Annotated in this window: 12 protein-coding genes and 1 pseudogene; 7 read left to right on the top strand and 6 right to left on the bottom strand. The window is 71.5% G+C overall.

Features of this window, described 5'->3' with window-relative positions; translation table 11 throughout:
- Nucleotides 1-84 precede the first annotated feature (84 nt).
- Nucleotides 85-1,728 carry a long-chain fatty acid--CoA ligase gene (locus ACH4N1_RS04780; protein WP_398095230.1) on the bottom strand — a complete coding sequence of 548 codons (1,644 nt, stop codon included), beginning with the start codon at nucleotides 1,726-1,728 and terminating at the stop codon, nucleotides 85-87.
- A gap of 155 nt (nucleotides 1,729-1,883) precedes the next feature.
- A complete protein-coding gene (locus ACH4N1_RS04785; protein WP_398094531.1) occupies nucleotides 1,884-2,432 on the bottom strand; it encodes a SigE family RNA polymerase sigma factor in 549 nt (182 codons plus the stop codon).
- 646 nt (nucleotides 2,433-3,078) lie between these two features.
- Here ACH4N1_RS04785 and ACH4N1_RS04790 point away from each other — a divergent pair.
- Complete coding sequence (locus ACH4N1_RS04790; RefSeq protein WP_398094532.1) at nucleotides 3,079-4,032, top strand: bifunctional DNA primase/polymerase; 954 nt, start codon at nucleotides 3,079-3,081, stop codon at nucleotides 4,030-4,032.
- A 67-nt stretch (nucleotides 4,033-4,099) separates the two neighbouring features.
- On the opposite strand, the pseudogene ACH4N1_RS04795 reads toward ACH4N1_RS04790, so the two are convergent.
- Nucleotides 4,100-5,238, bottom strand: a pseudogene (locus tag ACH4N1_RS04795) (methyltransferase domain-containing protein).
- 408 nt (nucleotides 5,239-5,646) lie between these two features.
- Between ACH4N1_RS04795 and ACH4N1_RS04800 the strand changes: the two are divergent.
- Both ACH4N1_RS04800 and ACH4N1_RS04805 read left to right on the top strand, forming a co-directional pair.
- The gene (locus tag ACH4N1_RS04800; protein WP_398094533.1) at nucleotides 5,647-7,047 is read left to right on the top strand and encodes a hypothetical protein; all 1,401 of its coding nucleotides are present in this window, start codon (nucleotides 5,647-5,649) and stop codon (nucleotides 7,045-7,047) included.
- Nucleotides 7,048-7,315: 268 nt separating this feature from the next.
- Nucleotides 7,316-7,900, top strand: a complete 585-nt coding sequence (locus tag ACH4N1_RS04805; protein ID WP_398094535.1) for an ALF repeat-containing protein — start codon at nucleotides 7,316-7,318, stop codon at nucleotides 7,898-7,900.
- A gap of 478 nt (nucleotides 7,901-8,378) precedes the next feature.
- On the opposite strand, the gene ACH4N1_RS04810 is transcribed toward ACH4N1_RS04805, so the two are convergent.
- The 3 genes from ACH4N1_RS04810 to ACH4N1_RS04820 form a co-directional block, all read right to left on the bottom strand.
- A complete protein-coding gene (locus ACH4N1_RS04810) occupies nucleotides 8,379-8,633 on the bottom strand; it encodes a hypothetical protein (protein WP_398094537.1) in 255 nt (84 codons plus the stop codon).
- Between the two features lie 499 nt (nucleotides 8,634-9,132).
- Nucleotides 9,133-9,702 (bottom strand): GNAT family N-acetyltransferase, encoded by a 570-nt coding sequence (locus ACH4N1_RS04815; RefSeq protein WP_398094538.1) that lies wholly within the window; start codon nucleotides 9,700-9,702, stop codon nucleotides 9,133-9,135.
- Nucleotides 9,699-10,466, bottom strand: a complete 768-nt coding sequence (locus ACH4N1_RS04820) for a GntR family transcriptional regulator (protein WP_398094540.1) — start codon at nucleotides 10,464-10,466, stop codon at nucleotides 9,699-9,701. The genes ACH4N1_RS04815 and ACH4N1_RS04820 overlap by 4 nt, the downstream gene beginning before the upstream one ends.
- 623 nt (nucleotides 10,467-11,089) lie before the next feature.
- Between ACH4N1_RS04820 and ACH4N1_RS04825 the strand changes: the two genes are divergently transcribed.
- The 4 genes from ACH4N1_RS04825 to ACH4N1_RS04840 all read left to right on the top strand — a co-directional run bounded on the left by ACH4N1_RS04825 (nucleotide 11,090) and on the right by ACH4N1_RS04840 (nucleotide 13,062).
- Nucleotides 11,090-11,359: a DUF6284 family protein gene (locus tag ACH4N1_RS04825; protein ID WP_398094542.1), complete on the top strand. Its 270-nt coding sequence runs from the start codon at nucleotides 11,090-11,092 to the stop codon at nucleotides 11,357-11,359.
- Nucleotides 11,356-11,814 carry a Pycsar system effector family protein gene (locus ACH4N1_RS04830; RefSeq protein WP_398094543.1) on the top strand — a complete coding sequence of 153 codons (459 nt, stop codon included), beginning with the start codon at nucleotides 11,356-11,358 and terminating at the stop codon, nucleotides 11,812-11,814. The genes ACH4N1_RS04825 and ACH4N1_RS04830 overlap by 4 nt, the downstream gene beginning before the upstream one ends.
- On the top strand, nucleotides 11,811-12,662 hold the full coding sequence (locus tag ACH4N1_RS04835) for a protein spdB (protein ID WP_398094544.1): 852 nt from the start codon (nucleotides 11,811-11,813) through the stop codon (nucleotides 12,660-12,662). Before ACH4N1_RS04830 ends, ACH4N1_RS04835 begins: the two co-directional genes overlap by 4 nt.
- A gap of 79 nt (nucleotides 12,663-12,741) precedes the next feature.
- Nucleotides 12,742-13,062, top strand: coding sequence for a hypothetical protein (locus tag ACH4N1_RS04840; protein WP_398094545.1), 321 nt, complete (start codon nucleotides 12,742-12,744; stop codon nucleotides 13,060-13,062).
- Nucleotides 13,063-13,129: the final 67 nt, after the last annotated feature.

Here is a 13,129-nt window from a genome sequence, read left to right on the forward strand (position 1 = left end):
GCTCTCTCCGGACAGCCGTCCGCCCGGCAGGGGCCGCGAGGTGCCCTGCCGGGCGGACGGGGTGGGTCAGAGCTGTCAGAGCTGTCAGAGCCGGGTGACGTCCAGGTCGCCCGCCGCGTACCGCCTGCGCAGCACCTTCTTGTCGAACTTGCCCACGCTCGTCTTCGGCACCGCCTCGACGATCGTCCAGCGCTCCGGGAGCTGCCACTTGGCGACGCCGCCCTCCTCGGCGAGGAAGGCGCGCAGGGCCTGGAAGTCGGTGGTGGCGCCCTCCTTGAGGACGACCGTGGCCAGCGGGCGCTCGCCCCACTTGTCGTCGGGGACGGCGACCACGGCCGCCTCGGCGACGGCCGGGTGGGACATCAGCGCGTTCTCCAGGTCCACCGACGAGATCCACTCGCCGCCGGACTTGATGACGTCCTTGGCGCGGTCGGTGAGGGTGAGGAAGCCGTCGGCGGAGATGGTGCCGACGTCCCCCGTCTTCAGCCAGCCGTCCTCGCTGATCTTGTCGGCGGGACGCAGGGGTTCGGCGTCGGGCCCGTTGTAGTAGGCGCCGGCGATCCACGGACCGCGGACCTCCAGCTCGCCCGCGGACTCCCCGTCCCAGGGGAGCCGCTCGCCGCCGGGCCCGGTGAGGCGGGCCTCGACCCCGGCCGGGAAACGGCCCTGGGTCAGGCGGTACCCGAACTCCGCGTCCGTGCCGACCGCGGCGGCCGGCGGGCGGGCGATGGTGCCCAGCGGGGAGGTCTCCGTCATGCCCCAGGCGTGGCAGACCCGCATGCCGAGCCGGTCGAAGGCCTCCATGAGGGAGGGCGGGCAGGCCGAGCCGCCGATGGTGACCTGGGTGAGGGAGGAGACGTCCCGCGGCTCGGCGGTCAGCTCGGCCAGCAGTCCCTGCCAGATGGTGGGCACCGCGGCGGCGTGGGTCGGCTTCTCGCTCTCGATCATCTCGGCGAGGGGCACGGGCTGGAGGAAGCGGTCCGGCATCAGCATGTTGACGCCGGTCATGAAGGTGGCGTGCGGGAGGCCCCAGGCGTTGACGTGGAACTGGGGGACGACCACCAGGGACGTGTCCTGGTCGGTCAGACCCATCGACTGGGCCATGTTGACCTGCATGGAGTGCAGGTAGATCGAGCGGTGGCTGTAGACCACGCCCTTGGGGTCGCCGGTCGTGCCGGAGGTGTAGCACATGGCGGCGGCCTGGCGTTCGTCCAGCTCGGGCCAGTCGTAGACGGTCGGCTTCCCGGCGATCAGGTCCTCGTACTCGTGCACCCGCGCGGTGGCGCCCGCGAGGAGCGAGCGGTCGCCGGGGCCGGTCACGACCACGTGCTCGACCGTCTTCAGGTGCGGGAGCAGCGGGGCCAGCAGCGGCAGCAGCGAGCCGTTGGCGATGACGACCCGGTCGGCCGCGTGGTTCACGATCCACGCCAACTGCTCGGCGGGCAGCCGCAGGTTGAGGGTGTGCAGCACCGCGCCCATGGAGGGGATCGCGAAGTAGGCCTCGACGTGCTCGGCGTTGTTCCAGGCCAGGGTCGCGACCCTGTCGTCGCCGGTGACACCGAGGTCCTCGCGCAGGGCGTGCGCCAGCTGGGCCGCGCGGGCGCCGATCTCGGCGTAGGTGCGCCGCTGCGGCTCGCCCTCGCCGGTCCATGTCGTCACCTGCGACGAACCGTGGATCGTCGACCCGTGGGTCAGGATCCTCGAGATCAGCAGCGGTACGTCCTGCATGGTGCTCAGCACGGCGTCCTCCCAGGTGCGGCGACATTGCCTACGCGGTGGTAACGGTTGCGCTGATTCTGCGCACATACCGCGCGGTATGTCACTAGGGGGCGGGGATCGATCGGGTCACGTTGCCGCCCGCGCCGTACCGCGACGTCGGCGCGCTAGCGGACGACGTCCAGCTCAGGGTCCTCCCGGAGCTTGCCGAGCGCCCGCGACACCGCCGATTTCACCGTGCCCACCGAGACGCCGAGCACCTCGGCCGTCTGCGCCTCACTGAGATCCTCGTAGTACCTGAGGACGACCATCGCCCGCTGCCGGGCCGGCAGCTTCATGATCGCCCGCCACATCGCGTCGTGCAGCGCCTGCCGCTCGGCCGGGTCCCCGTCGCCGGGCCGCGGCTCCGGCTCCGGCAGCTCCTCGCAGGCGAACTCGTCGACCTTGCGCTTGCGCCACTGCGAGGTGCGCGTGTTCAGCAGGGCCCGGCGGACGTAGCCGTCGAGCGCCCCGTGGTCCTCGATCCGCTCCCACGCGACATAGGTCTTGGCGAGCGCGGTCTGCAGCAGGTCCTCGGCGTCGCTCGGGTTCGCGGTCAGCGACCGCGCGGTGCGCAGCAGCACCGGCTGACGGGCGCTGACGTACGACGTGAAGGACGGGTACGGAGATGGCCGCGTCTTGCCGTTCGAAGCGCGGGTGCAGACGGGTGTGGTCATGGGCTCCACGCTAGGTTCGCCCCCGCCTCCCGCGGATCGGCCGTAGGTGCCGAAGGCGAGTCCGCCTCAGGTTGTAGGGGCGGCACCGGCTCCACCTCCTGAAGGTGGACGAGACCACGCCCGCTCCTGCGGGATCACCCCTGGGGGCCGCACGCCGACGGCACCGGCGCATCCCGGCCCCGTCTCAGCCGTCGGCCGGCGGCCCCGGCGCCGGGCTCAGCACTCCCGCACCCGCGGCGACCGGGGGCACGGGCGGCGCCCCGGCCGGCACCGGCGACCGCGGCCGGCGGGACGGGCCGGCCCTCGCAGGCCTTCAGCCGCGCCTTCCCTCACCCCTTCAACCGCCCCTCTCCACCGCGCTTCCGGCCCGTCCGACGCCCGCGGCGCTTCCGGCGCCTCTCCCGTGCCACCCGTCCCTCACCACCACGCCCTCGGCACAACGCCGCTGACCGGCCGTCAGGCCTGCGCCACCGCCGGGGCCGGCCGCCCTCCGCCCACACGGAAGCGTCCGCGCGGCGACGCCGTAGCACCGCCGCGCGGACGCGCTCCCACACCACGGAGCACACCCGGCACGGAAGGAGGCGGACCGGCGCCGGAGGGCGGTCACCCCCTTCCCTTTCTCGAACACATGTACGAAAATAGAGTCATGGCCACCACGGACCGGTACCCCCGGCAGGCCACCACCCTGGCCCTCGCCCACGCCCTGTCGGCCGCCGAACGCGGCCTGGCCGTCATCCCCCTGTCCCGCACCAAGCTCCCCGCGCTGCGTTCCCCCCACCCACCCGCCCTGCGTTCCCCGCACCGCGACGACCCCGCAGTCCCGCCCTGCCACGGCGAGTGCGGCCGCCCGGGCCACGGCGTGTACGACGCCAGCACCGACCCCGCGCGCATCCGCGAACTGTTCGCCGCCGCCCCCTGGGCCACCGGCTACGGCATCGCCTGCGGACTCCCCCCGCACCACCTGATCGGCGTCGACCTCGACACCAAGTCCGGCACCGACTCCACCACCGCCCTGCGCGAACTCGCCCTGCGCCACCTCTTCACCATCCCGCCCACGGTCGTCGTCCTCACCCCCTCCGGCGGCCGCCACCTCTGGCTCACCGGCCCCGCGGACCTCGTCGTCCCCAACTCGGCCGGCCGCCTCGCCCCCGGCATCGACATCCGCGGCGCCGGCGGCTACCTCGTCGGCCCCGGCTCCCGCACCGACCGCGGCGTGTACGCCGTCGCCCCCGGCACCGGGCACCTCGTCCCCGCCCCCTGCCCCCGCGCCCTGCTGCGCCTGCTCCTCCCCCCGCCCCGCCTCCCCCGCCGGGCGTCCCCGGCGACCGGCGGAGCACACGGCCACGGCCTCGTCCAGTTCGTCCTCGCGGCCCACCGGGGACAACGCAACACCCGCCTGTACTGGGCGGCCTGCCGGGCCTACGAGGACGGCATCGGCGAGGCCCTCACCGAAGCCCTCGTCGACGCGGCCGTCCGCACCGGCCTCCCACCCCGGGAGGCCCGCTCGACCCTGGCCTCGGCGGCCCGCATGACCCGCCACCGGCCCCCGCCGCCCCCCGACACCACCCACCGGGCCACCGGCCCCCACGAGCCACCGTGACGGGGGAACGCGGAAGGGGTGCCACCTGGGAGGGTGGCACCCCTTCCGATGGCGACCTCACGACGATTCACGCCACGAGCAGGCGGAGACCGAGCTCCGCCGCGTCGAGGGCGACGAGATCGGGGGTGCGTTCGGCCCACCGGCCCGAGGAGAGGCCGTCGCGGAGTTCGTCCACCGCCGCCGCTCGGCCTGCGGCCCGCCCCTGGTCCACACCGGCACCGCGCGGCGCACCCGTTCGTCCAGGTACGCCTCGGGCCGGCGCCAGCAGGCCTCCGGGAAGCCGTCGGCACAGTGCCACGGAACGAGCACCGGCTCCATGCGGGCCCCGACCATCCGGGCCGGCCGGCCCACCGGGGGCCGGCCCGCGACCAGGCCGGCGACCTCGGGCAGGTAGTCACGGGTGAGCCAGAACCTCAGACGCCATCCGGCGTCACCGGCGTCGTGCGTGAACACCACCACGCGGCGGGCCACGCGCCGCATCTCGCGCAGCCCGGCGACCGGGTCCCGCCAGTGGTGGACGGTACGGAAGGCCATCGCGGCGTCGAAGGACCGGTCCTCGAACGGGAGGCTCTCCGCGGCTGCGGCCACGCACGGCGCCGCACCGACTGGGCGCTGCGCCCGCATGACCGCCGACGGTTCCACCGCCGTGACGTCACGGTCGGGGGGCTCGTAGGAGCCGGTACCGGCCTCGGCGTTCACCGCGCGTCGCCTAGCGTCCCCGCGCGTCCCCGAGCGGCCTCCCAGACCCTCGCGGCGATCCGCGGCTCGGTGCGCCGCGTCGCCGGGTGGTCGGGCCCGATGGCGTCGTACAACTGCGCCCCGGAAAGTCTCAGTTGCTCCTCCGGCGTCGTCCTGATCCCCATCGCCCGCGCCTGCAGTTCCTTGTCGATGGCCGTCACCAGGGCGGCGGCGCGGTCGCGCTGCTCCAGCAGCAGGCCGCGCAGCCGGCGCAGGCGCGCGACCGCGTCGGTGGCCGGGTCGTCCACCGGATCCGCGATCTCGCGCAGTCCGAAGCCCAGCCGCAGGTGGGCGAGCATCTCCCGCAGCCGCTCCACGTCACCGACCGAGCAGGCCCCGTACCCGGCGGCCGTCCGCGCGGACGGCCGCACGAGGCCGATCTCGTCGTAGTGGTGCAGCGTGGACGGTCACGTCGGCCGGCTCGGCCACGCGCCCGACGGTCAGGTGCTCTTCCACACCACCGACCATGCGGCAGCACGCCACGTGAGGGTCAGGCGCTCCGCTTCCCCTGCCGTCCGTGACCGACCGTCAGCAGGTTCCGCACGGCGTCGGGTGACGGGGACACGGTGCAATACACACGTACGGAGTGCCGTCCACCGAAGCGACATCACCCGTACGGTGGGCGTCGAGGCAGGACGACGGGGTACGGGGTCACTGTTGCGTGCTCGGCGAAACACCGGGGTCCGGTGACCCCCGAGGGCCGAAAAAGCCCGCATCCAAGGGTGTTTCCAAAAGAATCGGTGTCGCGGAAAGCGTTTCCGGCCGTCTTCGGTCAACAGTGTGCGCGTGTCTACACCGAGTTAAACGTCCTGATTGTTCAGAATGTCATCAACTGCCCCAGTTGAAACTATGAAGTTTCGTGCCGAGGAGCATGACATGCAGGCTCGCAGATGGCACCCAGACCAGCCCACCCGCATCGGTCGGCACGACTGGCCGGACGAGGGTGACAACGGAACACACATGCGGCTGCGGGCCGGCTCCATCGTGGTACTCGACCGGCAGGCATGGCGGATCCTGGAGATCAACAGCTACGCCGGCGACCGGTGGCCGGACATCTACGAGAAGGCGTGGCGCGACCACGTGGAGTTGTGGTGGCACGCCAACGAGCTGCGCCGGGCCAACAACCAGGCGGGCAAACCCGCTCCCGAACGGGCCGAGTTCTACAAGCGCCCGGTGGTCCTCGTCCTGCGCAACGAGAACCTGCCCCGCTCCACGCCGAAGCACTGGTGCGCCCCCGCCAGCCACGACTGGGAGGTTCTCCCGGAGCACTACGCCGTCTGCCGCTCCTGCGGCGAGCTGCCGCCCTGCCGTCACGGGGAGTACCGCTGGGAGGGCGGCCCCCGCTGGCCGGAGCAGAACGGCGGCATCCCGCTCATGGTGCCGGAGGGCTGCTGCATGGGGTGCGCCGAGCCGATCAGGCCGCGGGTGCGGACCGTGCGCTTCCCCGGGCCGAACCTCTGGTACCCGCCCCTGGGGGAGGACACCGCGGTCTTCCACGCCCGTGCCGCCTGCGCCGACCAGGTCGACTGCTACCGCATGCAGTGGCAGACCGAGCACAACCCGCGTCCCGCCACGCACCCCACCACCCTGGCGTTCCCCGGTTTCGAGCACTTCGTGCTGCCCCGGACCCGCAACGCGCCGGACCTGGCCCCGCACGCCGAGCACGTCTCCCGGAGCACGCACCCCGTACCGGTCGCACCGCCACGGCCGGGGGAGGAGGACTGCGTCTCCATGACCGGCGACTCCGGCGCCTTCCACGTCCCGTTCGACCGGTACCGGGGAGAAGCGGCGAGCGGCGCGATGCCGGCCGGTCCGTCGGCGCCGGTCGCCCCCGAGCCGACGCCCACGACCTCCGGCACACCCGCGGCCTCCGGTGCGCACTCGTTCTCCGGCACACCCACGAACTCCGGTGCGCACTCGTTCTCCGGCACGCACTCGATCCCCGACGCACCCGCGACCTCCGGCGCCCACTCGTTCTCCGGCGCGCACTCGTTCTCCGACGCACCCGCGGCGGATCCGATCGTGCCGGGCCGGCCCGCCGCGCCCCCACCGCCTCCCGCGGCCGAGGCGGCCGTCCCCGCCGTACCCGCCGCGTCCGCTCCCGCAGAGCACGCCGGGCAGGCCCTCCAGGCGGCGGAGAAGCTGGGCCTGTCCCTGGCCGGGCGCCCGGCCTTCCACAACGCCGAGCAGGCGGCCCGGGTGATCGAGGAACTCACCGCCGCGGTCCGCAACATCGCGCTCTGTCTGCACGACCCGGCCGCCGGTGCCCGCACCTGACCCGCTGACGGCCCGGGCGACTCCCCGCCACGGCCGCCACGAGCGCCGGCCCGGCACCCCCGGCGGAGGGCCGGCAGGAGGCCACTTGTGCCGCGACTTCGAGGCAGGACGCAAGCGGCCCGTCGAAGGGCGGGTCAGCCGCAGTGATGCGAGCCACTGGCAAGCGTGATCGGCGAAGGTTGCCCGATCCCGGCAATGCGCCGGCCCTTCCCCTTCTGGGAGGATCCCAGCACCACACCCCTTGAACATGACAAAGGTGGTTGACCTCATGAGATCGACTCGCGTGATCCTTGCTGTGGCCGCAGGCGCTCTTGCCCCGGCGCTGTTATTCGCCACGCCGTCCATGGCCGCCTCCATCGCCCCCGCAGTCACCGTCGGGACGGCCGGCTCGCCCTACGACGAGATGGGTGCGGACGACCTGCGGGTGGCGATAGCCCGCATCCTCGCCGACCCCGACAGCGGCAGGCGCGTGATCCGGGAGGCGAACGCACTCCTCGACAGCGGCACCGTGGAGGAGATGCGCGCCTGGCTGGAGACGGGCTATCCCCTCGCCCAGGCCGAGGACGACCGGGTCGCGCTCGCCCGGATCCTCGCCGACCCGGACAGCGGCAGGCGCGTCCGTGCGGAAGTCAACCAGCTTCTCGACAACGACGATCCCCGACAGACGCGCGCCTGGCTGGAGACGGGCTACCGCCTGGCCCAGGCCGAGGACGACCGGGTCGCCATTTTCCGGCTCCTCGCCAACCCCGGTATCAGCGACGCCCTGCGCGCAGCGGCCGGCGCCGCCCTCGACGACAACACCCCGGAAGCGCTGCGCCACTTCCTGGAGGTCGGCCAGTACGAGGTCGGTTAGGGCCTGTCCGACGGATCATGTCGCGGGCGTGGGGCACCCTGCGTCGGCTCCTCGTCCGCGAGCCCCCGGTGTCGCCGGCTGCGTTGACGTCCATCTCACGGTTCCTGCTTCGGGACTGCCGATGAGGCCGCACCTCGAGCGCCGTGCCCCGCTCGTGCCCGATCGAGCGGGGAACCACGAGGAGCAGTGGGAAGTCCCGGAGTCCGGGCAAGCGAACGGCCCCCGACCAACTACCCAGGTCAGGGGCCGTTCTTACTGCTCACCATGCGGAGGCGGTGAGATTCGAACTCACGGTGACATCGCTGCCACGACGGTTTTCAAGACCGGTGCACAGACTTCTTGGATGAACCCTTCGCGGCCTGTCTACCTGCGGCGGAGCAGTCAAAGCGGCGGGGAACATCCTCTGGCCGGACGAGTCTGGCCAGAGGATGGCCGCAGGGCACCTGTTCAGCAGGCATGAGTCAGGCGCCCCGTCCGATCACGCCGGCCGCGGGACGGCTGCAATCCGAGTCTCGACGGTACGCAAAATGATCAAGATGATCAGAGCGACGACGAGCCAAGTGGCCTGCCGCAAAATGCCGGTGACCGTGTCACCGTTAATCACACAGCCCAACACTGCCGCGAGCAAGATCAACTGACTGTTGCGGCTGTCAGTGCCGTGTGCGAAAGTGCGAAGCAGTGCACCCCCCTCCAACGCGAGGGCGGGTGTGATTCGAACCTGGCGCAGGGTCATTCTTCCTCCTGGGTTTGTGTGTGGGGCGCCCGGGCTTCTTTGGCGAGAGACGGGCGCCCCATTGGTTTTCCGTGGCCGCAAAGCTAGCGCACGGCACTGACACCAAACGCACAACTAGCGCAGCGCCAGGGGAGCATGACACTCCCTCAGCCGGGCGCCAATCTGGTTATCCACAGGGCGCGGACGCCGCCTGTGGATAAAGGGCACGGAAGCTGTGCATGACCCTGTGTAAACACCTTGAAAACGGTGGACAACCCTGTGGGCTGCAGCTTTACAGACGCACCAATGAGCTACGTCACATTAAGTAACCGACGGGTAATGCGAGCCGATGTGACGTCAGGACACCACGGATTGTCAGTGGGGCCCGTTAGAATCCGCCAATCGACCTACAGTAAGTGGCAATAGGCGATTGCACCCTTTACCGACTGTGGGGTTAACGGCTACCGGCTTGACAGGTAAGGAGGGCCGCCCACGACAACGTCGACCATGCAGTCTCCGGTTAGGCCGCAAACGGAAGACGCGCAGGCGCGGGTGTACGGTCCGCGAAGCCGTGCTCTGCCAGCCGCGCCGCCCGTTGCGCGAGCCATCCAGAGACTCGCGGTCCGCCGTTCACCGCGGCCCCCTCGCGGACCGTACGGACGTGGGTGAAGCCCTGCGCGAGGTAGTACCGCTGGAGTCCCTCGTTCGTCGTCCACGCGTCCAACCGCACCCACCGCGCACCCGCCCGGTGTGCACGGTCGCCGGCCCAATCGAGCAACCGGCCGCCAAGGTTCTGTCCGGCGTACTCGCGGGCAATGGTCAACTTGTTGACAAACATGGAAGGTTCGGCCAGTTCGTCATCGGTCCACAGCCCCTCTTCCGCATCCGGCGTAAGCGTGATGGTGCCCGCGGTCGTGTGCCCGTCGCGGAGCATGAAGACCGTGCCCGCTTCGATCGTGGCCAACAGTTTGTCTGCAGGGTACGGGCGGCTCCACTGGTCGGAGCCGATGCCGCGCAGCCAAGCTGCTGCCTCCTCACGGAAGAACAGCAGCTTGGCAACGTCGTGCGGTTCGGCGGGTGTGATGATCACGTGCTCTCGCTTCGGCCGGCAAGGTCGCCGATCTCGTAGTTCATCCGGTTCAGGTCGCCCCGGAACGTCGTGATGGTGCACCGGATGGGACGGTCTGACGAGTAGCCCGTACGCGTCCAGAGCAGTACGGGCACGCCGGCGCTCATCTCCAAGAGGCGAGCCTCTTCCGGCGTCGGCATACGCGTCGCGATCTCGTCGAAGTAACCGATCTGCTCGATTCCTCGTGCGGCCAGGTACCTCGTGGTCCCCTCTTCGATGTCCCCGGGTTCAGCCAAGCGGGGAGACTCTTCGATCAGCCAAGCCGGGTAGTACGTCGCCTGCGTGGACCACGGCACGTCGTCCACGTACCGGTGGCAGAACCGCAGAACCGCTTTGCTCCCCTTCTCGATCTTCAGTCGTTCCGCGACCTCTTCGGGCGCGGGCAGCATCTCCACGCGGAACGTCTGGTGGGGCCGACGGCCGGCATTCGTGACGTCGGTGTTGTAGGCGTCCCCGTTGTGGGGGAAGTCCAGGTTCTCGAAGCGCGAGGCGTTGAGTTCGAACACCTCGTGTGAACGAACTTCGTACCCCAGTCCCTGGCTGGACGTGATCAGCCCTTCGCCGACCAGCAGGGCGAGCCCGGACCGAACGGTGTTGCGGGAGGCGTCGAACCGGGCTGACAGCTCACTTTCTGAGGGCAACCGACGGTCGCGGTCGAACGCGCCGTTCACGATCTCGCGACGTAGGGCGTCGGCCACCTGTCGGTACTTCGGTTGCTTGCTCATGCGCCCATCATGACGCACTCGCTCAACTTGTTGGTACATGTGGGCCCCAATCTCTTGACGGCTAGCCGCCTGCGGGTGCAGCATCACTGCATCAGCTTGTACCAACAAGTTGAGCAAGCGGAGCAATTCCCTTGAGTTGCTTCCGCCTGCGTAGATGCGCAGGGCGGGGACGCTGCAATCCCGCTAAAGGCCAGGTGGAACAGGGTTTCGGCCCGTACTGGCGAGGTGGCCCGGTGACCGCGAGCAACGGCCGGCGTGTGGGGACGTGGTCCCCCTTGCAGTGCTGTTTCCGTGCCCCTTCGACTTCTGGGAGTTCCGATGCTTCGACGAACCCTGTGGGCGCCGCCGTGATGGACCGGTCGGCGGCGCCCGTACGCGACCCCGGCCCGTGAGCCGTGCATCCGCTCGCGGCCGAACCGGTCCGCTCTTCTTCCTGCCATCGCAGCGGATAGCGCTGCGGCCGGTTGCCTCCTCCGCCCGTCCGGCAGCGCCGTGTGCGCTGGCCGTACGGGCGGGGTGGCAGGGAGCCGGACCTTTCTGTCTCCAACGGCGCGCGGCCCCGGTGTTCGAGCACCGGGGCCGCTGTTCGGGCCGTTCACCCCTGTGGAAGGACACACGACCCAATGGACCACATCGTGACTGTTCAGGACGCTGTTACCGCGTTCGCCGACTTCATGGAGCCGACGGCCGCGGAGCTGGACGCGATCGAGCAGGAACTCCCGCTGATCGCGGCGGAGGTCGACCTGCTCGACGCGCAGATCATCACGTTGGACCGCACGCCGACCGAGGTGGACGCCCGCCGTATCCGCCGGGCCCGCCACCGGGTGCTGGCCGCGCGGCGGGACCTGGTCAACCGCACCGCCGGTACGAGCCTGTCGGGCGGTGCGGCATGAGCGCCCCGAACGAGAAGCTGACCGCCGCTCACGCGGAGGTGAAGGCGGAGATCACGCGGACCGACACCAAAACGGCTCTGCTGCTGGCGTTCGTCGGCGCGGTCCTCGCCGGCACGGTGTCCCTGGCCCGCGAGATCCCGATGAACCCGGCCGCGGGCGTCGCGGGCGGGGCGGGGGTGGCGGTGCTGGTCGCGGCGGCCGGTCTGCTGCTGCGCTCGACCCGCCCGAACCTGGGCAACCGGCGGGAACGCTTCGGGTTCCCGCTGTGGGCCACCCTGACCGCCGAAGAGATCACGGCCACGGTGAGCGGCACCGACCTGGCCGCCGACATTGCCGGGCTGTCGCGGATCGCGGTGGCCAAGTTCACCTGCCTGCGCCGCGCGGTCGACCTGACCATGGCCGGCGCCGCCCTGCTCGTCCTCGCCGCCCTGATCGCTCTCGGGGGTGCGGCGTGAACGCCAAGACCGTGCTGCCCGCCGTCGCCATGACGGCCGTGTCCATGGTCCTCACCCTGGCCGTGGTCATGATGTGGCTCGGCGGCGCCGTGCCCTGGCCGGTCGCCCTGGTCGTCGGGCTCGGCATCGACGGGGGATGGCTGGCCACCCTCGCCTATGAACGCCGTCTGGCCGCGCAGGGCGACCACAGCCCCGTCGTGACCGCCGTCGGCTGGTCCTTCGGCCTGATCGCCACCGCCGTGCTGGTCGCTCACGCGCTCACCGCGGAGCACTCGGCCGGCGCGTGGCTGGCGGTGGCGTGGCTGCCGGTCGCGGCCAAGGCGCTGTGGCTGGTGCACGGGCTGTGGGAGCGCACCGCGCTCACCCCCTCCGCCCTCGGCGCCATCCGCGGCATTCAGCAGGAGGCGCGGGACGAGGCGGCCGTGGCCCGCGCCCGCCTGCGGGCGGAAGCGGCGACCGAGGAGACGCGGTTGACGGCCGTGACGCAGGCCGGGGCGCGCGTCGCCCGCGTCCAGGCCCGCACCGCCGACACGCTTGCCGGGGCGTGGTCGACGCTGGAGCGGGCCCGTGCCGGGGAGGACACCGGCAGGGCCCTGACCAGCGTGACGGCCCGCGTCACACCCGGCGTCACATCCCACTGGCAGCTCCCCGTCTGGGGCCCCACCGAGCCCGTGCCCGCTCTGGAGGGGCCCGCGCTCACGGATGCGGAGCTGGACGCGTTGGTGGACTCCATCCGGCACAGCCAGACCCCGGCCCTGTCGTATCGCGAGATGGCCGTCCGCTTCCGCGCGGCCGGCCACTCCGCCTCCGAAGTCCGCCTGCGCGCCGCGTGGAAGCGCGTCGCCTGATCACCACCCTGCCCGCCGTGCTCGGCACCTGCGTGCCGTGCGCCCACTCCGACCCGCCCGGGTCCGAAGGGAACACCTGATGGCCAACTCCGACCTGCGCCGCCTTGACCGTGAGATCGAGAAGACGACCAAGAAGCTGGAGGCCGTGCGCCGCGGTGAGTGGTGGCCGCTGAACGGCAGCGAGCGCCGTGCCATGGCCCGCGCCCTGGCCGGCGGCGCCTACCAGATCACCCGCGGCCGCAGCGCGGGCCGTGCCGAGCAGCGCATGGACACCACCGGCACCGCCGCCGAGATGCGGCTGAACGCGGAGCTGACCGCGCTGCACGGCGAGCGGCAGCGGCTCATCACGGAGGCCGCCCGCGCCAAGGCCGCCAAGAGGAAGTCGTCCGGCTGGTTCTGACCAGCCCACTCCCTCGCCCGCCGGGGTGGTCGCTCTTTCCACGGACCCGGCCACCCCGGCACCTGCA

Source organism: Streptomyces sp. NPDC017202, from assembly GCF_044331705.1.
In the GTDB taxonomy this organism is placed as follows: domain Bacteria; phylum Actinomycetota; class Actinomycetes; order Streptomycetales; family Streptomycetaceae; genus Streptomyces.

Bases quoted from the DNA above. Each gene is read 5' to 3' on its own strand.
- ACH4N1_RS04840 (WP_398094545.1), top strand. From the start codon at position 12,742: ATGGCCAACTCCGACCTGCGCCGCCTTGACCGTGAGATCGAGAAGACG.
- ACH4N1_RS04800 (WP_398094533.1), top strand. From the start codon at position 5,647: ATGCAGGCTCGCAGATGGCACCCAGACCAGCCCACCCGCATCGGTCGG.
- ACH4N1_RS04780 (WP_398095230.1), bottom strand. From the start codon at position 1,728: ATGCAGGACGTACCGCTGCTGATCTCGAGGATCCTGACCCACGGGTCG.
- ACH4N1_RS04830 (WP_398094543.1), top strand. From the start codon at position 11,356: ATGAGCGCCCCGAACGAGAAGCTGACCGCCGCTCACGCGGAGGTGAAG.
- ACH4N1_RS04785 (WP_398094531.1), bottom strand. From the start codon at position 2,432: ATGACCACACCCGTCTGCACCCGCGCTTCGAACGGCAAGACGCGGCCA.
- ACH4N1_RS04810 (WP_398094537.1), bottom strand. From the start codon at position 8,633: ATGACCCTGCGCCAGGTTCGAATCACACCCGCCCTCGCGTTGGAGGGG.
- ACH4N1_RS04820 (WP_398094540.1), bottom strand. From the start codon at position 10,466: ATGAGCAAGCAACCGAAGTACCGACAGGTGGCCGACGCCCTACGTCGC.
- ACH4N1_RS04825 (WP_398094542.1), top strand. From the start codon at position 11,090: ATGGACCACATCGTGACTGTTCAGGACGCTGTTACCGCGTTCGCCGAC.
- ACH4N1_RS04790 (WP_398094532.1), top strand. From the start codon at position 3,079: ATGGCCACCACGGACCGGTACCCCCGGCAGGCCACCACCCTGGCCCTC.
- ACH4N1_RS04805 (WP_398094535.1), top strand. From the start codon at position 7,316: ATGAGATCGACTCGCGTGATCCTTGCTGTGGCCGCAGGCGCTCTTGCC.